This window comes from Streptomyces sp. NRRL F-6676 (assembly GCF_000725625.1).
Classification (GTDB): domain Bacteria; phylum Actinomycetota; class Actinomycetes; order Streptomycetales; family Streptomycetaceae; genus Streptomyces.
Genome location: NZ_JOHS01000002.1, coordinates 132638 through 157301, shown reverse-complemented (window position 1 = coordinate 157301; position 24664 = coordinate 132638). Strand labels below are relative to the sequence as shown.

The window sequence follows — 24664 nt, the reverse complement described above, 5'->3', positions numbered from 1 at the left end:
ACACAAACGACACAAATGGAACAATCGCCGCATTTTTTCCCGAGCGGCCCCGAGCGGCCGGTCACGCGCGGCTCAGCGGGCGATCGACCAGCCGATGCCGTCCAGAATGTCGTGTTCGCTGACGACGACCTCCTGCGCGTCGACGCGTTCCATGACGGCCAGGAGGACGAGGGCGCCCGCGGCGATGACGTCCACGCGGCCGGGGTGCAGGGAGGGGATCCTCGCGCGATCGGCGTGGGTGGAGTGGAGCAGGCGTTCGGTGATCTCGCGGACGCGCGCGCGGGTGATGCGGGAGTGGTGGATGACCGACGAGTCGTACTCCGGCAGGTCCTGGGCGATCGCGGAGACCGACGTGACCGAGCCCGCGAGGCCGACCAGGGTGCGGGCCTCGCGCAGCGGGACCGTCTCCTCCGCGAGGTCGAGGGCGGCCTCGATGTCGGCCCGCATGGCCCGGATCTGCTCCTCGGTGGGCGGATCGGTGACGGCGCCGTCCACCAGGAGGTGCCGCTCGGTCATCCGTACGCAGCCGATGTCCACGGAGCGCGCGGCGCGCACCGAGTCGGTGCCGACGACGAACTCGGTCGAGCCACCGCCGATGTCCACCACCAGGTAGGGCCGGTCCAGGTCGGTGCGGCCGGTGAGCTCCTTGGTGGCGCCGGTGAAGGAGAACTCGGCCTCCTGGTCGCCGGTGATGACCTCCGGCTCCACGCCGAGGATGTCCACCACCCCGCGCACGAACTCCTCGCGGTTCTCGGCGTCCCGGGAGGCGGAGGTGGCCACGAAGCGCACCCGCTCGGCGCCGTGCTCCTCGATCACCGCCGCGTACTCGCGGCACGCGGCGAACGTGCGTTCCAGCGCCTCGGGGGCGAGCCGGCCGGTGCGGTCGACGCCCTGGCCGAGCCGCACGATCGTCATGCGCCGGTCCAGATCGGTGAGTTCACCGGTCTCGGGGTCCACGTCGGCGACGAGGAGCCGGATGGAGTTGGTACCGCAGTCGACGGCGGCGACCCTGGTCACTTGGCGTCCTCCTCGTGCGCGACGTGCGCGTCCTGTGCGTCACCGGCCCCGGGAACCGTCACGCACGGCCCCTTGCGCCACCATTCCGGCAGCATCGCCAGCGCCTCGTCGCCCAGCGGGTTGACGCCGGGCCCCGCGGCCAGCGCGTGCGCCACGAGGACGTGCAGGCACTTCACCCGGTCGGGCATCCCGCCCGCGCTCGGGAAGCCCTTCAGCTCCTCGATCTCGTCCCGGCGCCGCAGATAGTCCTCGTGGGCGGCGCGGTAGGCCGCGGCCAGCTCCGGGTCCTCGGCCAGGCGCTCGGTCATCTCCTTCATGACGCCATTGGCCTCCAGCGTGCCGATCGCGGAGTTCGCCCGCGGGCACGTCAGGTAGTACAGCGTCGGGAACGGCGTGCCGTCGGGCAGCCGCGGTGCCGTCTCGACGACGGCGGGCTGCCCGCACGGGCACCGGTGCGCGATCGCGCGCAGCCCGCGCGGCGGCCTGCCGAGCTGCTGCCGGAACGCCTCCACGTCGGCGTCGGTGGGTGCGGTGCGCGGGGTGGTCGGCGGAGGGGTGTCCATGCGCGTCGAAGAGTCTCTCTGTTCCGTGATGCCACGGGCCCGGTTCGGTCCGGGACCCGCTCTTGCCGTACGAGAACCGTACGGTCTCACCGGCGGACGGCCGCGTCCGCCCGGTCGACGCCGTCCCACAGGTTGGCGTACCAAGGGCGCGCCGCCGCACCGCCGTCGCTGCGCGTGCGGGTGACGGCGCTGGGGTCGGCCACGACGTAGCCGGTCTCCCCGGGCAGCACGTAGTGCAGCCGCAGCCGGATCTGCTGCTCGGCGTAGGCGTCGTCCTGCCAGCGGGCCTTGAGGTCGCGCAGCTGTTCCACCCGCTCGCGGGCCTGCCGCTGCTCGCGCTCCTCGTCGGCGATCCGGGCCCGCTGGGAGACGTACTGCCGCATCGGGTACGCCAGCGCCACGATCATCGTGCACAGCACCAGGGCGAGCAGCGCCGCGCGGCCGGTGAGCCGGGAGCGGCGGGCCTGGCGCCGGGTCTGCGAGCGGTAGACCCGGGCCGCCGTCTGCTCGCCGAGCAGCCGCAGCCTGGTCGCGGTCGAGAACCGGTCCCGGTCCTTCGCGGCCATCTCCTCCGCCTCCCGTCGCGGTCGCGCGCCCGTCTCGCGCGTACGTCCCCGCACACGGTACGGGACCGGGTACGGGGACGTACGGACGACGCTGCCCACAGGGCCGGGTCGGCCCTTGAAGCGGCCGCTCAGCCCTTGAAGCGGCCGCTCAGCCCTTGAAGCGGGGGAAGGCGCTGCGGCCGGCGTACACCGCCGCGTCGTCGAGGATCTCCTCGATGCGCAGCAGCTGGTTGTACTTGGCGACGCGCTCGGAGCGGGCCGGGGCGCCGGTCTTGATCTGGCCGCAGTTGGTGGCGACGGCCAGGTCGGCGATGGTGACGTCCTCGGTCTCGCCGGAGCGGTGGGACATCATGCACTTGAAGCCGTTGCGCTGGGCCAGCTCGACGGCGTCCAGGGTCTCGGTCAGCGAGCCGATCTGGTTGACCTTGACCAGCAGCGCGTTGGCGGAGTTCTCCTCGATGCCGCGGGCCAGGCGCTCGGGGTTGGTGACGAACAGGTCGTCGCCGACGAGCTGCACCTTGTCGCCGAGCTTCTCGGTGATGACGTGCCAGCCGGCCCAGTCGTCCTCGAACAGCGGGTCCTCGATGGAGACGAGCGGGTAGGCCGCGACGAGCTCCTCGTAGTACTCCGTCATCTCGGCGGCGGAGCGCTCCTTGCCCTCGAAGAGGTACGTGCCGTCCTTGTAGAACTCGGAGGCGGCGACGTCGAGGGCGAGGGCGATCTGCTCGCCGGGCGCGTACCCGGCCTCCTTGATGGCCTCCAGGATGAGGTCCAGGGCCTCGCGGTTGGAGCCCAGGTTCGGGGCGAAGCCGCCCTCGTCGCCGAGGCCGGTGGCCAGGCCCTTGTTCTTCAGGACCTTCTTCAGCGTGTGGTAGACCTCGGCGCCCCAGCGCAGGGCCTCGGAGAAGGACTCCGCGCCGATCGGGGCGATCATGAACTCCTGGATGTCCACGTTGGAGTCGGCGTGCGAGCCGCCGTTCAGGATGTTCATCATCGGCACCGGCAGCAGGTGCGCGTTGGGACCGCCCAGGTAGCGGAAGAGCGGCAGGTCGGACGCCTCGGAGGCGGCGTGGGCGACGGCGAGGGAGACGCCGAGGATGGCGTTGGCGCCGAGCGAGCCCTTGTTGTCGGTGGCGTCCAGGTCGAACATGGCCTGGTCGATCAGGCGCTGCTCGGTGGCGTCGTAGCCGACCAGCTCCGGGCCGATCTGCTCGATGACGGCGAGGACGGCCTTCTCGACGCCCTTGCCCAGGTAGCGGCTCGGGTCGCCGTCACGGAGTTCGATGGCCTCGAAGGCGCCGGTGCTGGCACCGGAGGGGACGGCGGCACGACCCGTGCTGCCGTCGTCGAGGCCGACCTCGACCTCGACCGTGGGGTTGCCTCGGGAGTCCAGGATTTCCCGGGCTACGACGACGTCGATGGACGGCACGAGCATCTCCTTCTGGGATGTGACGCGGGTACGCCGGGCCGCGGGGCCCGACGCGGGGCGCGAGGCCGGGGTGGCTCGCGGACCCGAGCCTAGCCGTCTCCGACGGCGGGGCAGGTGCGCGGCCCACTCCGTGGGCAGAAGTGTGGGTGAATTGTTTCCTGACGGAACAAAATGAGCGCGGCGAAGCACAGGGGAGCGCCTGAGAGCGCGGGGCGAACGGTACGGGTGCGACCGCGGGTGCGTCCTGGCTTGTCGCGCCCACCAGCCGTCAGCCGACGACGCACCCCACACACACCACCCCCGCCGCGTACGGGGGAGACGCGGCGGGGGTGGGAGTGAAGAGGGGAGCGTCAGCTCAGGTGGAGCTGCTGGCCGGGGTAGATGACGTCCGCGTCGTCCACGATGTCGTCGTTCAGCTTGAACAGCTTCTGCCAGCCGCCCGCGACGTCGTGCTCCGCCGCGATCCCGCTCAGCGTGTCACCCTTGACGACCTTGTACTCGCCGTCGCCCTTCTCGACCTTCTTGCCGGTCGGCGTGGTGACCGTCTTCTTCGCGGCCGGCCGCTCCTGCGACCGGGAGGCGTGCTGCTCGGTCGAGGACGACGAGCTGCTCGACGACCCGGCGCTGCTGGAGCCGCTGGAGCTGCTGGAGCCGTTGGAGGACGAGCCGTTCGACGACGACGCGGCCGCACCGTCGTACGCGGCGCCGGTCAGCCCCTTGCCGCACACCGGCCAGGCACCCTTGCCCTGGCCCGCGAGGACCTTCTCGGCGACGGCTATCTGCGCCGACTTGGAGGCCAGGTCGGCCCGCGCGGCGTACGCGGTGCCGCCGTACGCGGCCCACGTGGAGTTGGTGAACTGCAACCCGCCGTAGAACCCGTTGCCGGTGTTGATGGACCAGTTGCCACCGGACTCGCACTGGGCGACGGCGTCCCACTGGGAGGCCGTGGCGGCGGAGGCGTTGCCGGCCGCCATCAGCGGGGCGGCGACGGCGGCACCGGTGACACCGGCGAGCGCGACGACACGGGTGGCCTTGGACGGACGACGGTGCTTGCCCTTGCCGGAAAACAGCATGGAGAGATCCCCTCACCGACGCCTGCGAGGTGAGCTGTCGGGTTCGGGCCGGTTGAGTTGCCCGGTCGTGTGCCGCTTCCGGCGCACGACTTCACCCCAAGCCGTATCCGGCTGCCCGGAGCCACACTGTGGCCCCGGCTGCCGGACCCGGCGCTTACCTGGGTCCCCCGCTCCTGCCTACGGCGCTTGACGCGACGACTGTTCCCGTACGGCCACTGGCAGGATTCGGCGTGGCGACCGTCGGGGCCCGCGGTGGCGAGCGGTGATGACCGTAGACACGGGATCCGCCGGATTTCAAAGACGATCACGGCTTATGAGACTCATCCCACACTTTCACCGAACCGGACATCACGGGTGATCCACGGACCAAACTCCCCCGGTTTTCCATGCAGTTCGGCACCGTACGTCCGATTGCTCCCCCAGCGTCCCCCACGTTTCCGACAGCCGCTCAACTACTCCACGACAAGGCTCTGACCGGGGTGGATGACGCTCGGGTCGCCGCCGATGGCGCCCTTGTTGTCGTCGTAGAGGGCCCGCCAGCCGCCGTCGACACCAAGGGAGTCGGCGATGGAGCCGAGGGTGTCGCCGTCGCGGACCGTGTAGGTGGAGCCCTCCTCGGCGCTGCTGCCGCGGTGCCGGCCGGTTCCGTCGGCGATGAGGGTGTTGGCACCCTTCGTCCCGTCGACGCTGCCGGTGTCGACGAGGGCGGAGGAGGCCGGGCCCTGCCGGTACTGGTCCGACTCGCCCCCCTTCGACCCTCGGGCCGACGAACTGCCGGACTTGTCGCCGGATTCCGTGGATCGGGCGGAATCGCCGCCGGAACGGGAATCGCCGGAGTCGTCCGAGGAATCCTTGGCCTTCTTGCCCGGGCTCGCGCTCGCCTTTCCGTCGGAGTCGTCGCCGGACTTCCCGGTGGACGTGCCGTCGGAATTCCCGGCGGACTTGCCGGAGGAAGAGGAATCGGACGAGCCGGACGAGGAGGACGACGAGTCGGACGAACCGGACGAGTTGTCCAGGCCGAGGTCGAGTCCGGAGTCGGAATCACCGGACTCGCCCGAGGAGCCCTTGCCGACACCCGTGTCGACGTCCGCGGAACCGGAGTCCTTGGAGAGGCCGGAGAGCGGGCCGCAGGTGGGCCAGGCGGCGACGCCCTCGGCGTCGAGGATCTTCTCCGCGACGGCGATCTGCTGCGAACGGCTGGCCTTGTCCGGGCTGGCCGCGTAGTCGAGGCCGCCGTAGTTGTTCCAGTCGTCCTGCGACAACTGGAGCCCGCCGTACAGGTTGTTGCCCGAGTCCGCGCTCCAGGAGCCGCCGCTCTCGCACTCCGCGACCTGGTCCCAGGTGGTACCGCTGGCGGCGCTCGCGCCGGTGGCACCGAGCAGGGGGATGGCGATGGCGGAGCCGGTCACGCCGGCCGCGACGAGGAGGGCCGGAGCCTGACGGGGGCGACGGTGACGACCGTTCCCGGAGAGCATGCGGAAGCCTTTCACGCGACAGCGGTGACCCAACGCGGCGGCCATGGGAACCGCCTTGTTGATGCGTGAACGTATAGCCAGAGCAACACCGGTTACAAGTTAATGCAGCGCAGATCACGTGAAGATCACAGAGCTGAGGAACTGTCACCTTTGCCTGGTCGTCCGTGTTTACGCGGAACCGATGCCGCCTCAATTCGGGACGGGTGCGAACTCCACGGGCAGCGTGCGCAATCCGCGCATGATGAGGCCTCCGCGCCACCGCAATTCGGTGGAATCCACCGCGAGTCGGAGGTCCGGCAGGCGGGTGAGGAGGGTGGCGAGCGCGGTCCGGCCCTCCAGGCGGGCGAGCGGCGCACCGAGACAGTAGTGGATGCCGTGGCCGTATCCCAGGTGTTGATTGTCACGGCGGGTGAGATCGAGCACGTCCGGGTCGGCGAACCGTTCCGGGTCGCGGTCGGCGGCCGCCAGGACGACGAGGACGGCGTCGCCGGCGGCGATGTCCTGGCCGCCGAGGGTCAGCGGGCGGGTGGCGAACCGCCAGGTGGCCAGCTCCACGGGGCCGTCGAAGCGCAGCAGTTCCTCGACGCCGGTCTCCAGCAGGCCCTGCTCCCCGGCGGCGAGCGAGTCGTGCAGCCGGGTGCGCTGCTCGGGGTGGGTGAGCAGGGCGTGGGTGCCGTTGCCGATGAGGTTGACGGTGGTCTCGAAGCCGGCGAAGAGCAGGATGAACGCCATCGCGGCGGCCTCGTTCTCGGTGAGGTGCTCGCCCTCGTCGGAGGCGCGGATGAGGCCGGAGATGAGGTCCTCGCCGGGGGCGGGCTCGGCGGGGAGCGCCTCGCGCTTGCGGTGGATGAGCTCGGCGAGGTAGCCGCGCATCTTCTTGACGGAGCGGGCGACGCCGCCGCGGGGGCCCCCTTGGTGGCGGATCATCATGCCGGCCCAGTCGCGGAAGTCGTCCTGGTCCTCGGGCGGGACGCCGAGGAGGTCGCAGATGGCGTAGATGGGGAGCGGGAAGGCGAACTCGTGGATCAGGTCGGCCTCGCCCCGGGCGGCGAAGCCGTCGATGAGGCGGTCCGTCAGCTCCTGGACGCGGGGGGCGAACTCGGCGACGCGGCGGGGGGTGAACGCGGTGCTGACGAGGCGGCGCAGGCGGGTGTGGTCCGGGGGGTCGATGTTGAGCAGATGGGTCATCAGCTCGGCCTTGCGTTCACCGGGGATGCCGGTTCTGCCGCGGGCGTGGGCGGGCTCGTCGTGGTGGGCGGGGTTCTTGGAGAGGTGGGGGTGGGCGAGGGCGCGGCGCGCGTCGGCGTAGCGGGTGACGAGCCAGGCCTCTACCCCGCTGGGGAGGCGGGTGCGGTGGGTGGGGGAGTGTTGGCGGAGCCAGGCGTAGGCGGGGTAGGGGTTCGCCGCGAACTCCCAGTCGAACAGGGTGGGCGCCGCCGGGGGCGGCGAGGGCTCGCCATGCATGGGGCGACCCTAGCGGCCCGGTGCCCCCCGGGCTTTCCTCGCCCCCGCCGCCCCTACCCGTCCCGTCCCTTCAAGGGGCTCCGCCCCTTGGACCCCGGACGCGCGGGTGGGTGGGGCTTCTCGCGCCCACGCGGCGGAGCCGCGAATCGACACAGTCCCGCGCCCCTGAAAGGGGCGCGGGGAACTGCGCGATCTTTTGGGGGTCCGGGGCGGAGCCCCCGGGGTCAGGTCCCAGCGCCCGACTCCGCCGCGCGGATCGCGTCGCGGTACGTGCGGGCCGCGGCGCGCAGCGCCGCCTCGGGGTCCACGCCGGCCGCCTCCGCCGACGCCGCGAGGGCGAGGAGCTCGTAGCCCACGCCCTCCCCCACCGGCAACGGCACCGCCAGCCCCGCCGTCCGCGCCCGCGAGGCCAGCTTGGCCGCGAGCGCGAGGCCCGGCTGCCCCACCGGCACCCCCTCCGTCACCGAGGCCCGCCGCTTCTCCTCCGCCTTCGTCCGCAGCCAGTGCGCCTTGACCTCCTCCGGCGTACTCGCCGTCTCCTCCCCGAAGACATGCGGATGCCGGTGGATCAGCTTCGCCACGATCCCCCCGGCGACGTCGTCGACGGAGAACGGCTCCTCCGCGTCCTCCTCCGCGATCCGCGCGTGGAAGACGACCTGGAGCAGCACGTCCCCCAGTTCCTCCCGCAGCTCCCCCCGGTTCCCGTCCTCGATCGCCTCGACCAGCTCGTACGCCTCCTCGATCGCGTACTTGGCCAGCCCCTCGTGCGTCTGCCGCGAGGACCACGGGCACTCGCGCCGGATCCGGTCCATGACCTGGACGAGGTCGAGGAGCCGGGCGCCGGGGAGGTCGTAGGAGGCGGGGAGCAGTTCGAGGTCGGGCATCCGGAACCGGCCGGAGCCGGCCAGCCGGGCCAGCCCGTCGGTCAGCCGCGGCTCGCCCTCGCCGGTCGCGACGACGACCACCGTCCGCCCGCCGGCGCACGCGTCGACCAGTTCACCGGCGTCCGGCGCGGCCTCGTCCACCACGACGCCGGCCTCCCGCAGATACGGCAGCTGCGGATGCGCGCCGTCCGCGCACAGCACCCGGTCGGCCGCGCGCAGCAGCTGCCAGGCGGGCCAGGACAGCAGCCCGGGGGCGACCCGGTGGCTGGTGGTGAGCAGGACTATGCGCCCGGGGGCGTCGGCCGCGGTGGCCTCGGGAGTGGTTGCGTTCACCCTCCGAACGTAACCCGTCAGGCCCCGGCCCGGCTCACGTCCTTCACCCAGGGCGTCTTGGCGTCGACCCGGCTGCTCTTCTGCACGTCCCAGCTGCCGTAGCGCGGGTTGATGTCGACGTCGAGCGCCTTGGAGGCGTCGGAGAGCGACTTCCAGAAAACGGCCTTGCCGGTGCTGGTGTTCATGTCGGCGCCGAGGGCCGCGGCCAGCTTCTGCGCCCGCACCTCCGTGCGCAGGCTCTCGTCGAGCCGCGCGGGCGCCACCCCGTACTGCCGCAGCCAGGCCGTGCGCAGCTCCTGGGCGCCGCCGGCCTGCTGCTCCAGGGAGGTGCGCATCGCCTGCACGTCCCGGTCGGTGACCGTGACGCCCGCGTCCTTCGCGGCCCGGTCCAGGACCCGGTCGAGGACGAGGGTGTGCAGGGTGTCCCGGGTGAGGCCGCTGGTGCGGGCGACCTCCTGGGCGTACTGGGTCTGGTCCCCGGTGGCGGCCCGCTGCGCGGTGCGCACCTCCTCCACCCTGTTCTCCAGCTGTGCGACCGTGATCCGCTGTCCGCCGACGACGGCCGCGGCACCGGGGTGCGAGTCGCTTCCGCAGGCGGTGAGGACGGGGGCCGCGAGAAGGGCGGCGCTGAGAGCGATCGCGGTGCGACGGCGGTGCAAGGGGGGCCTCCCGGAGGTTGTGCGCCAATGCACAAGGTCTTGCGGTGATCGATGGTAGGCAGTGGCCGGGCTGCGGCCAAGGCATTGGACCAACGATTCGCGACGACTTCGGGCACCGCCCGCCCGTACGAGAGGCAAACCGCACGACGGGCGGGCCGCTCACGGCACCGGAGCGGCCCGCCCACGGCGCCCTCCGGCCGTCAGCCCGTGATCGCCACCGGCGCGTCCCACGCGTCACGGTCGACCGTGATCGTGTAGGCGCCGCGCTTCTCCTTGCTGTTCACCATGTACTGGTGGGCCCGGCTGTGCGGGGTGTACTGGGTCCTGCCCCAGGGCCAGTCCGAGGTGGTGGTGTTCTTCTTGTCCCACAGCGCGTACCAGAGGTTGCCCGGCAGGTCCGTGCGGTCCTTGGCGGTGGCGACGGCCTTGGCGCTGGAGCTGGTGAAGCCGTAGTAGCCGGCCCGGTAGGTCTTGGCGTGCAGCGTCTTGTCGAAGGAGCGGACGTATGTGAGCACGGCGTCGTTGCACGACTTGTCGGCCGTGTCGTACGGCTCCATGTCCAGGTAGACGGGGCTGCCCTTCTTCATGCCGAGCGCGGACGCCTTGGCGACGGCGTCGGCCGCGTCCTTGGCGCCGAGGGACGTGGCGGTGGAGGCGGTGAGCTTCTCCGGGCTCGAGCCGGTCTGGCAGGGCGGCTGGGCGCCGACGTAGAGCGGGATGAGCTTCCAGCCCATCGCCGTGACCGACGTGACCCAGGAGGCGGTGAGGTTGGGCTGGGCGCAGCCGCGGTTCTTCCCGCCGACGTAGACGGCGGCGGCACCGTAGAAGCCGGTGTGCCAGGCCTTCATCGCGGACTTCGAGGGCGCGGCACAGGTGTCGAACGCGCGTCCGGTGTAGGTCTTCTGCGCGGGCCACGTCGTGGCGGCCATGGAGGTCTGGGCGGCGATCCCCGCCCCCGCGACGACGACGGCGCCGGCCACGCCCCAGGCGATGTATCTGCGCTTCTTGGACTGCCGGTGACGGCTGCTGCTGACCATGACGATCCCCACCCCTGAGTAACAGAACGAAGGGAAAATAACAGGTCAGTGCGGGGCCTGCCGCACTGCCGTCCGGCGTCGGCCGCGGACCCGTGGCGCCCGGGACTCGCGTCAGCCGCGGACCTGCCCCAGCCACTGGAGCGTCCGGCGGACCTCCGCGGCCAGGGGGTGGCCCGGGCCGTGCTGCCGCTCGACGTCGGCCAGGAGGCGGCCCAGGATGTCGTGCGCGGCGCCGCGGTCGCCGAGCGCGAGCAGCAAGTGTCCGATGCGGCGCCGGAGTTCGAGCGCGGTCGCGGGGTCGCCGCCGACGTACCTGTTCTCGTAGTACGGCAGCAGCGCGCGGTACTCGGCGAGCGCCGCGGCGGGTTCGCCGAGCTGTTCGAGGCACTGGGCGGCCTCGTAGCGGAACCGCAGCGACTGGGTGTCGGCCTGGCCGGCCTCGGCGGCGCGTTCGTCGGCGAGGCGGCGCAGTTCGGGCAGGGCGCGGCGGTACTGCCCGTCGTCCATGAGCGTGGCCGCGTACTGCTTGCGCAGGGTGCGGACGACGGGTGAGTGCTCGCCGTGCTCGGCGGCGGCGGCCGGGAGGATCGAGCCGAGGATGTCGACGGCCTGGGTGATGCGGCCCTCGCCGAGCAGCCGCTTGACCTCGTCGACGGCGCCCGCGACATCGGGCTTCTCGACGTTCTCGGCGACGGACGTGGCGGGCTGCGGCTGGGGTGCGGGGGTGCGCGCGCGGTCCGGCCAGGGGGCGTGCGGACGCAGGAAGGGGCGCGTGGGGTCGAGCGGGGCGCCGGTGGGCAGGCCGCGCGCCGGGAGCAGGGACAGCAGCGCCTCGTACGTCTCCTGCGCGGAGGCGGGCCGGTGCATCGGGTCCTTGGCGAGCAGCCGCAGCACCAGCGCCTCCATTGCCTCGGGGACCTCCGGGCGCAGCCGGCGCACGGGCAGCGGCGGCTCGTAGAGATGGCGGTGGAGGACGCCGAGGGCGGTGGTGCCGGTGAACGGCACGTTGCCGCTGAGGAGTTCGTGCATCAGCACGCCGAGCGCGTACAGATCGGTGTACGGGCCCACCGCGCCGCCCATCGCCTGCTCGGGCGCCATGTAGGCGGGGCTGCCGATGGGCGAACCGGTGTGGGTGAGGCGGGTGGTGTCGGTGTCCATGACGTGCGCGACGCCGAGGTCGAGCACGGTGACCGTGCCGTCCTGCTTGACCATCACGTTCCGCGGCTTGAGGTCCCGGTGGATGATCGGCACGGCGTGCACCGCGGAGAGCACGGCGCACAGCTGCGCGGCGACGGCGGCCACCCACTGCCAGGGGTAGGGGTCGTGCTCGGCGAGGTGGTCGGCGAGGTCGGCGCCGTCGACGTACTGCATGACGAGGAACAGTTCCTCGCCCTCGCTGCCCGCGTCGTGCACCGTGACCAGGCCGGGGTGGTCGACCTGGGCGGTGACCCGGCACTCGCGCACGAACCGGCGGCGCAGTTCGTCGGCCTCCTGGCCCGCGACCTTGTCGGGCCGCAGCAGTTTGACCGCCACCCGCCGGTCGAGGCGGCGGTCGTACGCCGTCCAGACCTGGCCCATGCCGCCCTGCCCGATGAGGGTGGACAGCTCGTAGCGGTTGGCGACGATCCGCCCGGTTCCGGTGCCGGTGCCCGTGCCGGGGGTGGCCACACTCACCTGTCACCCTCCTGCTTGCGCAGGTAGTCGCTGAGTTCGTCCAGTTCGGCGCGGACCTGGTCGATCCGGGCCGGTCCCGGCCGGCCCGCGGCGCTCTCGGCGGAGCTGGGTACCGGCGTGGACGAGGGACCGGAGGGGTACGGGGGCTGCGGCGCCGGTGCGGGCACCGGCCCCGGGGCGGCCTGGGTGGCGGCGTACGGCTGCGGCGGCACGGGCCGGGGCGCGTACGGCTGCTGCGGCGGGGCCGGGTAGCCGTAGCCCTGCCGGGGTCCGGGCGGGTACACCGCGCCGGTCTGCGGTACCGGTCCGTACAGCGGGGAGTGCCTGCGCCGCATGTCGAAGAGGATGTAGTAGGTGCCGCTGCCCGCGCCGAGGAGCAGCAGGACGATGATCCCCACGTCGGTGAGCGGGTTCGACTCCGGGAGCGAGCCGACGACGGCGAAGCAGGTGATGATCAGCGGCACGCTCACCACCGCGAACAGCCAGTCCCGCGAGCGGCGGCTGAGCACGGCGATGCGGAACAGCGGCAGGAAGGCGAGCAGGCCGATGGAGAAGAAGCTGCCGAAGAAGACCAGCACGCGAATGGCTATGACCGAGCCCCGGGTGCGGGCGGGCGGCTGCATGCCGTGGCCGTACATGACTGCTCCTGGGACCGGGTGGGATACGGACGGACGGTACGGGTTGCGGAATCAGAGCGTATAACCCGCCTCGGACAACCGGTCACGGGTTACGCGTAACCGTTGTGCCACCGATGGGCTTCGCACTCCCCCGCGCCCCCTGGCGGGCCGTCACTCCGGCAGCAGGCTCCCGTCGGTCAGTCCGTCGTGCATCCCGCGCACGAGCTGGGCGCCGAGGCGGCCCGCCTGCCGCAACTCCGCCTCGAACCGGGCCAGTTCGCGAAAGCGTAGGCCGTAGGGGCGCTGCTGTTCCAGTGGCAGCCGGGGCAGTTGCAGCCGGCGCACGTCGAGCCGGGCCGAGGTGGAGGCATAGCTGCTGGCCTGGCGGTGGTTGGCGCTGCCGCGCAGGAACCCGGCGAGGAACCAGGGGTCGAGGGCGGCGGGGTCGGGCCGCAGCAGGGTGAGATTGCGGCCGAGCGCGGCGCCGGCGGTCGCCTCGTCGACGACGCGGGCGACCGGGCCGCCGCCGAGCACCGGGACGACGACGTCCCCGGCCGCCAGGAGCACTGGTTCCTCCGTGGCGTCCGGGAGGGTGCCCGAGGGGGCGTCGCCGGCGAGGACGTCGTGGTCGGTGAGCACGCGCGCGTGGGGGCCGCCGGTGCCCCCGGTGCGCAGCACCAGGGCGCCGCCGCGGGCGAGTTCGCCGACGGTGGTCAGCGGCCAGCGCGCGGGTTCGGCGCTGCCGGCGGCGGGCGGGGTGAGGTCGGCGGTGAGCCGCAGGGTCTGGCCGAGGCGCGCGCGGACCTCGGTGAGGTGTGCGGCGCCGCCGGCCGGGGCGGGCGGCGGCAGATGGCGGGCGGGGGCCAGATCGACGTCGTCGTCCAGGAGTTCGACGACGGGCAGCGCGCGGCTGACGCCGGGCCGCTCCTCGGCGGCGCCGGTGCGGTCGAAGCCGCGCCAGGTCTCCAGGACGGCCTCGCGCACCGCCTGCCAGTCGGGACCGCCGCGCCCCTCGGCGGCGGCCGCGCCGGTGTCCACGAGCAGCACCCGCGGCTGGGCGGGCGCCCGGTCGGGGCGGCGCAGCACCCACAGGTGCAGCGGGATGCCGTGCGGCGGCGCCGCCCCGACGGGCAGCGCGACCACCGCGCGCAGGGTGCCGCGGCGCAGCAGGTCGGCGCGGATGCGGCGGCCGGAGCGGCGGGAGGCGGCGGCGGGCGGCATCAGCAGCACGGCGGTGCCGCCGTCCTTCAGCCGGGCAAGCGCGTGCTGCACCCAGGCCAGTTCGGACTCGGTGCGGGCCGGGAAGCCGTACTCCCAGCGCGGGTCGTAGGCGAGCTCCTCGTGGCCCCAGTTGCGCTCGTTGAACGGCGGGTGGCACAGCACGACGTCGGCCCGGAGGCTGTCGTACGCGTCCGCCCGGATGCTGTCGCCCGCGGCGGCGCGGACGACCGCGCGGCCGTGCAGGGCGAGCCGCAGTGCGGTGAGCGCCGCGAGTTCGGGGGCGGCGTCCTGGCCGTACAGGGTCTGCTCGGGCGCGGGGGCGACGGCGCGCAGCAGGGCGCCGGTGCCGCAGGCGGGGTCCAGGGCGGTGCGGGCGGGCCCGGCCAGCTCGGCCATCAGGGCGGCGAGGCCGGCCGGGGTGAGCGTGTACTGGCGCGGGCCCGCGTCCAGGTGCCGGCCGAGCAGGAACTCGTACGTCTGCCGGGCGCCCAGTTCGGCGGCGAGGTCGACGGTGGAGCGCAGCAGCGGGGCGGACGGGCGCAGCGCGGCGGCGTCGGGGACGCGGACGGCGGGGGTGCGCAGGGCGCCGAAGCGGGCGGTGAGCACCTGTTCGAGGTGGCCGGGCAGGAGGCGGGCGAGCCGGTCGTCGGAGCCGGCGGAGATCTCCAGCCAGACGGTGGGCCGGGCGTGAATGAGCAGCAGGACGCAGCCGGCGTGCAGGAGGCCGGTGACGGGGCCCTCCGGGTGGCCGGCGAGCTGCTGCCAGACCCGCTCGCGCAGCGGGACCTCGGCGAGTTTTCCCTGGCCGCGCAGCCATTCCTCGACCTCGGCGAGGGCGAAGGCGGGGCTGGTCTCGGTGCCGCCGACGGGCTTGGGGAAGTCCGCGTGACGGCGGCGCCAGTTGCTGACGGCGGCGCGGCCGACACCCGCGAGCCGCGCGATACCGGCGGCGGTCACCTCTGTGGCGTTGTCCTGCACGAGACCCCCACTCTCCTCGGCCTCCGGCCGTCTGTGGCGCCGATGATACCGACGCGTCCGTAAGACCGGCATTCACGGCCGTGTACACACTCCCTGATGAGATTCTGGTTGACTCGGTTCACAAGCTCTGCTGTGATTGACCCCGCAACGGGCGACCGCCGGAGGGGGGCGGTCGCCCGTGTCCGGACAACAGAGGGGGAGGAAGATCACCATGGGCATGAAGGGCAAGATCGCGCTGGGTGTGGTCGTCGGAGTCGTCGTCATCGGCGTCGTCTCGACCGCCGGCGGGGGCGACGACGGCGACAGCGGCAAGGGCACGTCGGCGTCGGCGAAGCAGGACTCCGGTGCCGGTTCCGGCAAGGGGGACGCCAAGAAGGCCGACGCCGAGAAGAAGGCGGCGTTCAGCGGCGACGGCACCTATCAGGTCGGCAAGGACGTCAAGCCGGGCACCTACCGCACCACCGGCAACACGGACGACATGTGTTACTGGGAGCGCGCCAAGGACGCCTCCGGCGACATGGACTCGCTCCTGGCCAACGACAACGTCACGGGCTCGAGCTACGTGACGGTCAAGGCGAGCGACAAGCTCTTCAAGTCCGAGGGCTGCCACGACTGGGAGACGGTCGACCCGAAGGCCGAGGGCAAGCCCGCCACGGCCGGCTTCAAGGGCGACGGCGGCATGCTCCGCGTGGGCGTCGACATCGCCCCGGGCACCTACCGCTCGACCGGCAACACCGACGACCAGTGCTACTGGGAGCGCGACAAGGACGCCCTCCACGGCATGGAGTCCATCCTCGCCAACGACAACGTCACGGGCACGGCGGTCGTGACGATCGGCTCGGGGGACGCCTACTTCAAGACCGCGGGCTGCGCGGACTGGAAGAAGGCGGGCTGAGGACGGCTCCCTCCCGCTCGGCGCCGGCCGGCACCCCCAGTGCCGGCCGGCGTCGTCGTCAGCCGGCGTCGTTGTCAGCCGGCGTGGAAGCGGGACGGGGCCTTGGTGGGGTTGCCGCCGGTGGGCAGTTTCTGGCCGGGGCAGGTCGAGAGGACCTTCTTCATCGCGGACTTCTCCGCCGACGTCACCCACAGGCCGTACTTCTTCTTCACCGCGACCTGCGCGGCGACATACGTGCAGCGGTACTTCTTGTACGGCGGCAGCCAGGTCGCGGTGTCGCCGTCGCCCTTGCTGCGGTTGGGCGTGGCGCCCACCGCGAGCAGGTTGAGCGGGTCATTGGCCAGCGCTATCCGCTTCGCCGGGTCCCAGTACTTGGCGCCCTTCTGCCAGGCGTCGGACAGCGCCACGAGGTGGTCGATGTCCACCTGGCTGCGGCCCCGGGTGAACGTCACCGCCTTCCCGCTGTACGGGTCGGGGTCCAGCTCGCCCGAGGCGACCTTGCAGTCCCCGTCGCCGTACTTCACGTCCTCCAGGTCCCGGCGCAGGATGTCGTCCCGGGTGTCGCAGCTGTTGGAGTCGGTGTCGGCCCAGGCGCTGCCGAAGCGTTCCCTGCTGTAACCGGTCTTGGGCGCCCTGCCCTTGACGGTCAGCGCGTCGGCGGCGGCGAGGGCGCTGCCGTGCGCGGCCGCCGTCTCCTTCGGCTGCTGGCCCGGGGAGCCCGTCCCCGTGTCGTCCACCTTGCAGCCGCTCACGGTGGCCAGTGCCAGGGCGACGACCGCGACCCCACCCCTCCATCGCCTCACGGGACGTCCTCCCCTTGCTCCGCGTTGATGTGCGCACGTTCAGCCGTGCGCTTCCACCGTAGCGAGCGCGGTGTCATGCGCATACCACCACTCAACGGGCAACAGGTGCACGCCGGGCGTATCGTCGGTGGTGAGGCACCTGCACGTCCCTCCTCCGGAAGGAGCCTCTGGATGGGTATCTTCGACCGATTCAAGAGCGCGGCGCAGAGCAGCAAGGGCCGGAAGATGTCCGAGAAGATGTCGGACCAGGCGGAGCGTCGTGTGAACGACAAGACCGGCGGGAAGTACACCGACCAGGTCGATCAGGCCCAGCAGCAGATGGAGGACCGGCTGGGCATGAAGCGGGACGAGTCGTAGCCGGCGGGTTACGACATCGATCGGGTCCGTCCGCCTCGGGATTCCCCTTGGCGGGCGGACCCTTCGCCTCGGGCGCGGCCCCGTCACACTCCCCTCTTACGAGTCCAGCACCGACGTCAGGAACTCGCCCACCCACGACAGCAGTTCTCGTCCGACCAGCGGCTTGCCGCCGATCTTGGCCGTCTTGGGGCGGGGGATCAGGATCTGGTGGGTGGCCGGCTTGAGGACCGCGCCCGGGTAGAGGCGCTTGACGCGTAGTTCCTGGGACTCGCGCAGGTCCACCGGGGCGAAGCGGATGTTGGTGCCCTGGAGGACGATCTCGCCGACGCCGCACGCGCGGGCGAGCATGCGCAGGCCCGCGACCAGGAGCAGGTTCTCCACCGGCTCCGGCAGCTTGCCGTAGCGGTCGACGAGCTCCTCGCGCACGGAGGCGACGTCCTCCTCCGTGTTGACGGAGGCGATCGCCCGGTAGGCCTGCAACCGCAGCCGCTCGCCGGGGGCGTAGTCGTGCGGGACGTGCGCGTCGACCGGGAGCTCGATCTTGACCTCCAGCGGCGGCTCCTCCTCCACGCCGCCCTCCAGCGAGGCCCGGTAGTCCGCGACCGCCTCGCCGACCATGCGGACGTACAGGTCGAAGCCGACGCCCGCGATGTGCCCGGACTGCTCGCCGCCGAGCAGGTTGCCGGCGCCGCGGATCTCCAGGTCCTTCATCGCCACGTACATGCCCGCACCCATCTCGGTGTGCTGGGCGATCGTCGCGAGCCGCTCGTGCGCGGTCTCCGTGAGCGGCTTCTCCGGCGGGTAGAGGAAGTAGGCGTACCCGCGCTCGCGGCCCCGGCCCACCCGGCCGCGCAGCTGGTGGAGCTGGCTGAGGCCGAAGTTGTCGCCGCGCTCGACGATGAGGGTGTTGGCGTTGGAGATGTCGATGCCGGACTCGACGATCGTCGTCGAGACGAGGACGTCGGACCGCTTCTCCCAGAAGTCGACGACCACCTGTTCGAGCGCCTGCTCCGACATCTGCCCGTGCGCGGTGGCGATGCGCGCCTCGGGGACGATCTCGCGCAGCCGGGCCGCCGCACGGTCGATGGACTCCACCCGGTTGTGGATGTAGAAGACCTGGCCCTCGCGCAGCAGCTCACGGCGGATCGCCGCGCCGATCTGCTTCTCCTCGTACGGTCCGACGAAGGTGAGCACCGGGTGGCGCTCCTCCGGGGGCGTGGTGATCGTGGACATCTCGCGGATGCCGGTGACCGCCATCTCCAGGGTTCGGGGGATCGGGGTCGCGGACATCGTCAGCACGTCGACGTTGGCGCGCAGCTTCTTCAGCTGCTCCTTGTGCTCGACGCCGAAGCGCTGCTCCTCGTCGACGATGACCAGGCCGAGGTCCTTGAACTTCGTCTCGGAGGAGAACAGCCGGTGGGTGCCGATGACGACGTCCACCGAGCCCTCCCGCAGCCCCTCCAGGACCGCCTTCGCCTCGGTGTCCGTCTGGAAGCGGGAGAGCGCCTTCACACTGACGGGGAACTGGGCGTAGCGCTCGGAGAACGTGCCGAAGTGCTGCTGCACCAGCAGCGTGGTGGGGACGAGGACGGCAACCTGCTTGCCGTCCTGGACCGCCTTGAACGCGGCCCGCACCGCGATCTCCGTCTTGCCGTAGCCGACGTCGCCGCAGATCAGCCGGTCCATCGGGACCGACTTCTCCATGTCGTCCTTGACCTCGGCGATTGTGGTGAGCTGGTCCGGGGTCTCGGCGTACGGGAAGGCGTCCTCCAGCTCGCGCTGCCAGGGCGTGTCGGCGCCGAACGCGTGTCCGGGCGCGGCCATGCGCGCGCTGTACAGCTTGATGAGGTCCGCGGCGATCTCCTTGACCGCCTTCTTGGCGCGCGCCTTGGTCTTCGTCCAGTCGGCGCCGCCGAGCCGGTGCAGGGTGGGGGCCTCGCCGCCGACGTACTTGGTGATCTGCTCCAGCTGGTCGGTGGGGATGTAGAGGCGGTCGCCGGGCTGGCCGCGCTTGGCGGGGGCGTACTCGACGACCAGGTACTCGCGGGTGGCGCCCTGCACGGTGCGCTGCACCATCTCGATGTAGCGGCCCACGCCGTGCTGCTCGTGGACGATGTAGTCGCCCGCCTCCAGGGTGAGCGGGTCGATGGTCTTGCGGCGCCGGGCGGGCATCCGGGCGCCCTCGCGGCCGGCCGCTTTCTGCCCGGTCAGGTCGGTCTCGGTGAGGACGGCGAGCCGGAGCGCGGGGTCGACGAAGCCGTGGTCGATGCAGCCGCACGCCACGTGGACGACGGACGGGGAGATCTCGCCGAGGTCGACGTCGAGCCGGGCCGCGACGCCCTCGCCGCCGAGCACCTCGACCGTGCGGGAGGCGGGGCCCTGGCCCTCGGTGACGAACACCGTGCGCCAGCCGTCGGCGAGCCAGCCCTTGGTGTCGGCGAGCGCCTTCGCGGTGTCGCCGCGGTAGGTCTCGGGGGCGTGCATGCCGAGCTTGAGGGTGTCGGCGTCCAGGTCGAGGTCGGCGGCGAACGGGGAGACCGACCACCACATCATGTCCAGCTCGCGGGCCCGGTCCCGGACGTCGGCGAGCGACCACAGGGAGGCGGCGTCCACGTCGATCGGCGCCTCGCCCCCGCCGGCCGTGGCCGCCCAGGACGCCTGGAGGAACTCCTGCGAGGTCGCCACCAGGTCCGCCGAGCGGGTGCGGACCCGCTCGGGGTCGCAGACGACGGCCATCGTGCCCTTGGGCAGCACGTCGAGCAGGAGTTCCATGTCGTCGACGAGGACGGGCGCGAGGGACTCCATGCCCTCCACGGCGATGCCCTCGGCGATCTTCCCGAGGAGTTCGCCCAGCTCGGGGTGTTCCTCGGCGAGCGCGGCGGCCCGCTGCCGTACGTCGTCGGTGAGCAGCAGTTCGCGGCAGGGGGGCGCCCACAGGCCGTGCTCGGCGACCTCCAGGGAGCGCTGGTCGGCGACCTTGAAGTAGCGGATCTCCTCGACGTCGTCGCCCCAGAACTCGATGCGCAGGGGGTGTTCCTCGGTGGGCGGGAAGACGTCCAGGATGCCGCCGCGAACGGCGAACTCGCCGCGCTTCTCCACCAGCTCGACGCGGGAGTACGCGGCGGCGGCCAGGGCGGCGACGACCTCGCCGAGATCGGCGGTCTGGCCGCTGCGCAGCGCCACCGGGACGAGGTCGCCCAGGCCCTTGACCTGCGGCTGGAGCACGGAGCGCACGGGGGCGACGACCACGGAGACCGGGCCGGTCTCGGGGTCGTCGGTGCGGGGGTGCGCGAGGCGGCGCAGGACGGCGAGGCGGCGGCCGACGGTGTCGCTGCGGGGGCTGAGGCGCTCGTGCGGGAGGGTCTCCCAGGAGGGGTACCCCACGACGCCCTGCGGAGGCAGGAGCGTGCGCAGCGCGGCGGCGAGGTCCTCGGCCTCGCGGCCGGTGGCGGTGACGGCGAGGACGGGCCGGCCGGTGTCGCGGGCGAGGGCGGCGACGGTGAAGGGGCGCGCGGCGGGCGGGCCGACGAGGTCGACGTGCATGCGGTTGCCGTCGGTGGCGGCGGTGACCGCCTCCGCGAGGGCGGGGTCCTTGACGACGGCGTCGAGCAGACCGTGCAGGCTCATGAAGAACTTTCCATCCATCCCGGCTGAGGAGGCCGCCGCGGGGGGCGGTGTGCAACGCGAACGACCCGACACGCGGGGCGGGCCGGGGGACCTTCCCAGGGTACGTCGCCCCTACGGGGGCCACCGCCCGGTTTCCCCGCCCCCGCCGCCCCCGCCCTGCCCGTCCCCGGGTGCCGCAGCCGAACGGCGAGCCCGGAGTCGCAGAGGGCCACCTCTCGACTCCGGGCTCGCCGTACCCCCGTACAACCGGCGGCGGCTACTCCGTGGCGATCGCGTTCAGGACGTTCATCCGGCCCGCGCGGAACGCCGGGACCAGGGCCGCGAAGAGGCCCACGAACGCCGAGCCGATGAAGACGCCTGTGATCGTCGGCCAGGGGATGTCCAGGACCTTCAGGCCCTCCAGGGCCAGGAGCTGCTGGGCCGTGGCGCCCCAGCCCATGCCCAGGCCCAGGCCGAGGAGCGCGCCGAAGAGGGCGATCACGACCGACTCCAGGCGGATCATCCGGCGCAGCTGTCGCCGCGAGAGGCCGATCGCCCGCATCAGGCCGATCTCCCGCGTGCGCTCCACCACCGACAGCGCCAGCGTGTTGACCACGCCGAGGACCGCCACGATGATCGCGAGCGCCAGCAGCCCGTAGATCAGGTTCAGGAGCTGGCCGATCTGGTCCTTCAGTTCCTGCTTGTAGTCGGTCTGGTCGCGGACCGTGTACTGCGGGAAGTCGTGCAGCTCCGCCTTGAGCGCCTTGTACGCGGCGTCCTGCTGCCCGTCCTTCGCCGTGCCGAAGAGCAGCATGTCCAGCGGCATCCGCTTGGCGGGCACGTACTTGCGCACGGTGTCGATGGACGTGTACATCGCGCCCTTGTCGATCACCACGTCGTCGCTGGTGATGGCCCGCACGGTCAGCGCCGCGGTGGCGCCGTCGTGGAAGTCGACCTTCATCTTCGAGCCGAGGTGGATCCCGTGGTCCTCGGCGAACTTCTCGTGGACGGACATCGAGTCCGGCTTGTACGCGTCGGCGATGTCGCCGGCCACCGTCTTGGTGCGCAGATCCTGCGCGTACGTCGGGTCGGCGGCCGTGATGGCGGTGTCCTTGAGGGTCGCGCCGTCGGGCATGGTGTAGTCCGCCTCCGTCACCCGGTACTCGGTGACCCGCTCCAGCTCCGGCACCGACTTGACGGCCTTCACCGCCTCGGGCGTGATCCGCTGCCCGCTGTCGGACTGGATGATGAAGTCCGTGCCGACGGTCTTGTCGAGCTGGTCCGTCGCCGAGGCGACCATCGAGGAGCCGACCACCGACAGGCAGGCCACCAGGGCGAGCCCGATCATCAGGGCCGCGCCGGTCGCCCCCGTGCGGCGCGGGTTGCGCAGCGCGTTGCGCTCGGCCATCCGGCCGACCGGCCCGAACATCCGCAGCAGCACCGCGCCCAGGACCCGCACCACCCCGCTCGCCAGCAGCGGACCGATGACGACGAAGCCGATGAGCGAGAGCACCACGCCGAGCCCCAGCCACAGCGACCCCTCGGTCGCCTTGGCCGCCGACCCGGCCGCGTACAGCGACGCCACGCCGCCGCCGGTGAGCAGGACGCCGAGGACGGCCCGGACGCGTCCGGCGCGGGCGTCCGCCGGGGCCCCGGCGTCCCGCAGCGCGGCCATCGGCGAGACCTTGCCCGCCCGCCGGGCCGGCAGATACGCGGCGAGGACGGTGACGATGACGCCGAGCGCGATCCCGGCCACCGGCGTGGTCCAGGCGACGGTCAGGTCGTCGGTGGACAGTTCCATGCCCACCGCGCCCATGACCTTCATCAGCCCGACCGCGATGCCGACGCCCGCCCCGACCCCGAGCACGGAGCCGAACACGCCCAGCAGCAGCGCCTCGACCAGCACCGACCGGTTGACCTGCTTGCGCGAGGAGCCGATGGCCCGCATCAGCCCGATCTCCCGGGTGCGCTGGGCGACGAGCATGGAGAACGTGTTGATGATCAGGAAGATCCCGACGAGGAAGGCGACCCCGGCGAAGCCGAGCATCGCGTACTTCATGACGTCCAGGAAGCTGCCGATCTCGTTCTGGTTGGCGTCGGAGACCTCCTTGGCGGTCTGCACCTTGTAGCCGGTGCCGAGCGCGCCCGCGACGTTCTTCTTCAGCGCCGCGTCGCTCACCCCGGCGGCCGCCGTCACGTTGACGGTGGTGTAGACGCCGCTCTCGCCGACCAGCGTCCTCTGCGCGGTCGCGGTGTCGAAGTAGAAGATCGCGGCACCGGGGTTGGTGACGGTGAACGCGGCGAACCCGGAGATCTTCGCCGGGTGCGTGCCCACCGCGCTGATCACGGAGATCTCGTCGCCGAGCTCGAGATGGTGCTTGTCGGCGGTGTCGGCGTCCACCATGATCTGGTCCGCGCCCTTGGGCGCCGCCCCGTCGGTGATCTTCATGGTGCGGGCGTCGTTGCCGTTCCAGCTGCCGACGATGGTCGGCGCGCCGCTGGTGGGCGACAGGCTGTCCTTGTCGGCGTCGACGACGGTCACCGAGGACGAGAACACCGTGCCCTCGGCCGACTTCACGCCGTCCGCGCCGCGCACCCTGCCCAGCACGGAGGCCGGCAGGACCGGCGGCTTCCCGGTGTCGGAGGTGGTCTCACCGCTGTCGGAGGCCTCCTTCGGGGAGACCGTCACGTCGGAGGAGGTCGCGGCGAACAGCTTGTCGAACGTCGTGTTCATCGTGTCGGTGAAGACGAGCGTGCCGCACACGAACGCCACCGACAGCAGGACCGCCACGGCCGACAGCGCCATGCGTCCCTTGTGCGCGAAGAAGTTGCGCATCGAGGTCTTCAGGACGGTCATGACGTGCGCCCCCGGGCGTCGAAGTCCTTCATGCGGTCCAGGACCTGCTCGGCGGTGGGCTGCCGCATCTCGTCGACGATGCGGCCGTCGGCGAGGTACAGCACCCGGTCCGCGTACGAGGCCGCCACCGGGTCGTGGGTGACCATCACGATGGTCTGGCCCAGCTCGTCGACGGAGGTGCGCAGGAAGCCGAGGACCTCCGCGCCGGCCCGGGAGTCCAGGTTTCCGGTCGGCTCGTCACCGAAGATGATCTCGGGGCGGGCGGCCAGCGCCCGGGCCACGGCGACGCGCTGCTGCTGGCCGCCGGAGAGCTGGCTGGGACGGTGCTTGAGCCGCTCGGCCAGGCCGACGGTCTCCACGACCCGGTTCAGCCACGCCTTGTCCGCCTTGCGGCCCGCGATGTCCATGGGCAGCGTGATGTTCTCCAGCGCGTTCAGCGTCGGCAGCAGGTTGAACGCCTGGAAGATGAACCCGATCCGGTCCCGGCGCAGCTGCGTCAGCTTCTTGTCCTTCAGACCGGTTATCTCGGTGTCGTCCAGGTAGATCTGACCCTCGGTCACGGTGTCGAGACCGGCGAGGCAGTGCATCAGGGTGGACTTGCCGGACCCCGAGGGGCCCATGATCGCGGTGAACTGGCCGCGGGCGATGTCCACGTCGACGCGGTCGAGCGCGACGACGCGGGTCTCCCCGGAGCCGTACGCCTTCACGACCTGCCGCGCCCGCGCGGCAACGGCCGTACGCCCTCCAGTACCCCCGTGCCTGGGAATGGTCACAGCCGATGTCACGGTATGTCTCCTATATGGGTCTGCGAATGTGCGCGGTGCGACGCGCGAAGCGGTGCGGTGGTGAGGTGACCGACGGGCGGTGCGGTGCGTGGCCCGAAGCGGTACGACCATGAGTCTGGCGCCGGTGCCCCCTCGGGCGCGCTGGTGCCGAGCCCCCTCTTCCCCTGGGGAAAACCCCACCCCCTTGCCTGCGGTCCGTACGACCCCCCGTACGTCCCGCCCGCTCCCCAGCGGCGTAAAGCCAGCCTAAGGAACAGCGGTGTCCTTCCTCGTCCTCCGCCGGGACGACTGTGCCCCCACCCCTACTACGGAGGATCCCCTAGGGGCCGTCCACCCGTCGGTGGAGTCACCGCTCCACCCCCCGGGCCTCG

19 protein-coding genes and 1 riboswitch are annotated in these 24664 nt (G+C 72.2%); of the genes, 2 read left to right on the top strand and 17 right to left on the bottom strand.

Translation table 11 applies throughout. The annotated features are described in order from the left end of the window. Window positions 1–72: 72 nt before the first annotated feature. The 13 genes from IO29_RS03000 to IO29_RS02940 all read right to left on the bottom strand — a co-directional run bounded on the left by IO29_RS03000 (window position 73) and on the right by IO29_RS02940 (window position 14990). Complete coding sequence (locus tag IO29_RS03000; RefSeq protein WP_030377506.1) at window positions 73–1017, bottom strand: Ppx/GppA phosphatase family protein; 945 nt, start codon at window positions 1015–1017, stop codon at window positions 73–75. Continuing rightward, the gene (locus IO29_RS02995) at window positions 1014–1580 is read right to left on the bottom strand and encodes a DUF501 domain-containing protein (protein WP_033224903.1); all 567 of its coding nucleotides are present in this window, start codon (window positions 1578–1580) and stop codon (window positions 1014–1016) included. The genes IO29_RS03000 and IO29_RS02995 overlap by 4 nt, the downstream gene beginning before the upstream one ends. A gap of 86 nt (window positions 1581–1666) precedes the next feature. Then, complete coding sequence (locus IO29_RS02990; protein WP_030377504.1) at window positions 1667–2146, bottom strand: FtsB family cell division protein; 480 nt, start codon at window positions 2144–2146, stop codon at window positions 1667–1669. A gap of 148 nt (window positions 2147–2294) precedes the next feature. After that, window positions 2295–3575 carry a phosphopyruvate hydratase gene (gene eno, locus IO29_RS02985; protein ID WP_030377503.1) on the bottom strand — a complete coding sequence of 427 codons (1281 nt, stop codon included), beginning with the start codon at window positions 3573–3575 and terminating at the stop codon, window positions 2295–2297. 350 nt (window positions 3576–3925) lie between these two features. After that, complete coding sequence (locus tag IO29_RS02980; RefSeq protein ID WP_030377502.1) at window positions 3926–4648, bottom strand: LysM peptidoglycan-binding domain-containing protein; 723 nt, start codon at window positions 4646–4648, stop codon at window positions 3926–3928. 4 nt (window positions 4649–4652) lie between these two features. Beyond that, window positions 4653–4843: riboswitch (cyclic di-AMP (ydaO/yuaA leader) on the bottom strand. A gap of 257 nt (window positions 4844–5100) precedes the next feature. After that, window positions 5101–6123 (bottom strand): LysM peptidoglycan-binding domain-containing protein, encoded by a 1023-nt coding sequence (locus IO29_RS02975; protein ID WP_030377501.1) that lies wholly within the window; start codon window positions 6121–6123, stop codon window positions 5101–5103. A 189-nt stretch (window positions 6124–6312) separates the two neighbouring features. Continuing rightward, window positions 6313–7587, bottom strand: coding sequence for a cytochrome P450 family protein (locus IO29_RS02970; RefSeq protein WP_030377500.1), 1275 nt, complete (start codon window positions 7585–7587; stop codon window positions 6313–6315). Window positions 7588–7811: 224 nt separating this feature from the next. Beyond that, window positions 7812–8804: a nucleoside triphosphate pyrophosphohydrolase gene (locus IO29_RS02965; protein WP_030377499.1), complete on the bottom strand. Its 993-nt coding sequence runs from the start codon at window positions 8802–8804 to the stop codon at window positions 7812–7814. 17 nt (window positions 8805–8821) lie between these two features. Then, a complete protein-coding gene (locus IO29_RS02960; protein ID WP_030377498.1) occupies window positions 8822–9463 on the bottom strand; it encodes a SurA N-terminal domain-containing protein in 642 nt (213 codons plus the stop codon). A 200-nt stretch (window positions 9464–9663) separates the two neighbouring features. Continuing rightward, window positions 9664–10500, bottom strand: a complete 837-nt coding sequence (locus IO29_RS02955) for a glycoside hydrolase domain-containing protein (RefSeq protein ID WP_030377497.1) — start codon at window positions 10498–10500, stop codon at window positions 9664–9666. Between the two features lie 111 nt (window positions 10501–10611). Beyond that, entirely contained in the window at window positions 10612–12105 is a 1494-nt protein-coding gene (locus tag IO29_RS02950; RefSeq protein ID WP_267881971.1) for a serine/threonine-protein kinase, read from the bottom strand. A gap of 65 nt (window positions 12106–12170) precedes the next feature. Beyond that, entirely contained in the window at window positions 12171–12812 is a 642-nt protein-coding gene (locus tag IO29_RS02945; protein WP_030377495.1) for a hypothetical protein, read from the bottom strand. 150 nt (window positions 12813–12962) lie between these two features. After that, on the bottom strand, window positions 12963–14990 hold the full coding sequence (locus IO29_RS02940; protein WP_030377494.1) for an N-6 DNA methylase: 2028 nt from the start codon (window positions 14988–14990) through the stop codon (window positions 12963–12965). A gap of 211 nt (window positions 14991–15201) precedes the next feature. Here IO29_RS02940 and IO29_RS02935 point away from each other — a divergent pair, with 211 nt between their 5' ends. Further along, window positions 15202–15885 carry an Rv1352/Rv1906c domain-containing protein gene (locus tag IO29_RS02935; RefSeq protein ID WP_030377493.1) on the top strand — a complete coding sequence of 228 codons (684 nt, stop codon included), beginning with the start codon at window positions 15202–15204 and terminating at the stop codon, window positions 15883–15885. A gap of 74 nt (window positions 15886–15959) precedes the next feature. On the opposite strand, the gene IO29_RS02930 is transcribed toward IO29_RS02935, so the two are convergent. After that, a complete protein-coding gene (locus IO29_RS02930; RefSeq protein ID WP_030377492.1) occupies window positions 15960–16688 on the bottom strand; it encodes an HNH endonuclease family protein in 729 nt (242 codons plus the stop codon). A gap of 171 nt (window positions 16689–16859) precedes the next feature. On the opposite strand from IO29_RS02930, the gene IO29_RS02925 reads away from it, so the two are divergent. Further along, a complete protein-coding gene (locus IO29_RS02925) occupies window positions 16860–17045 on the top strand; it encodes an antitoxin (RefSeq protein WP_030377491.1) in 186 nt (61 codons plus the stop codon). Between the two features lie 96 nt (window positions 17046–17141). Here the strand turns inward: IO29_RS02925 and mfd are convergent, their stop codons facing one another. The 3 genes from mfd to IO29_RS02910 all read right to left on the bottom strand — a co-directional run bounded on the left by mfd (window position 17142) and on the right by IO29_RS02910 (window position 24293). Further along, window positions 17142–20672 carry a transcription-repair coupling factor gene (gene mfd / locus IO29_RS02920; protein WP_030377490.1) on the bottom strand — a complete coding sequence of 1177 codons (3531 nt, stop codon included), beginning with the start codon at window positions 20670–20672 and terminating at the stop codon, window positions 17142–17144. A 256-nt stretch (window positions 20673–20928) separates the two neighbouring features. Then, window positions 20929–23508 carry an ABC transporter permease gene (locus IO29_RS02915; protein ID WP_030377489.1) on the bottom strand — a complete coding sequence of 860 codons (2580 nt, stop codon included), beginning with the start codon at window positions 23506–23508 and terminating at the stop codon, window positions 20929–20931. Beyond that, window positions 23505–24293, bottom strand: coding sequence for an ABC transporter ATP-binding protein (locus IO29_RS02910; RefSeq protein ID WP_030377488.1), 789 nt, complete (start codon window positions 24291–24293; stop codon window positions 23505–23507). The genes IO29_RS02915 and IO29_RS02910 overlap by 4 nt, the downstream gene beginning before the upstream one ends. Window positions 24294–24664: the final 371 nt, after the last annotated feature.

Bases quoted from the DNA above. Each gene is read 5' to 3' on its own strand.
- IO29_RS02995 (WP_033224903.1), bottom strand. From the start codon at position 1,580: ATGGACACCCCTCCGCCGACCACCCCGCGCACCGCACCCACCGACGCC.
- IO29_RS02990 (WP_030377504.1), bottom strand. From the start codon at position 2,146: ATGGCCGCGAAGGACCGGGACCGGTTCTCGACCGCGACCAGGCTGCGG.
- IO29_RS02980 (WP_030377502.1), bottom strand. From the start codon at position 4,648: ATGCTGTTTTCCGGCAAGGGCAAGCACCGTCGTCCGTCCAAGGCCACC.
- IO29_RS02975 (WP_030377501.1), bottom strand. From the start codon at position 6,123: ATGCTCTCCGGGAACGGTCGTCACCGTCGCCCCCGTCAGGCTCCGGCC.
- IO29_RS02970 (WP_030377500.1), bottom strand. From the start codon at position 7,587: ATGCATGGCGAGCCCTCGCCGCCCCCGGCGGCGCCCACCCTGTTCGAC.
- IO29_RS02955 (WP_030377497.1), bottom strand. From the start codon at position 10,500: ATGGTCAGCAGCAGCCGTCACCGGCAGTCCAAGAAGCGCAGATACATC.
- IO29_RS02945 (WP_030377495.1), bottom strand. From the start codon at position 12,812: ATGTACGGCCACGGCATGCAGCCGCCCGCCCGCACCCGGGGCTCGGTC.
- IO29_RS02935 (WP_030377493.1), top strand. From the start codon at position 15,202: ATGGGCATGAAGGGCAAGATCGCGCTGGGTGTGGTCGTCGGAGTCGTC.
- IO29_RS02925 (WP_030377491.1), top strand. From the start codon at position 16,860: ATGGGTATCTTCGACCGATTCAAGAGCGCGGCGCAGAGCAGCAAGGGC.
- mfd (WP_030377490.1), bottom strand. From the start codon at position 20,672: ATGAGCCTGCACGGTCTGCTCGACGCCGTCGTCAAGGACCCCGCCCTC.
- IO29_RS02915 (WP_030377489.1), bottom strand. From the start codon at position 23,508: ATGACCGTCCTGAAGACCTCGATGCGCAACTTCTTCGCGCACAAGGGA.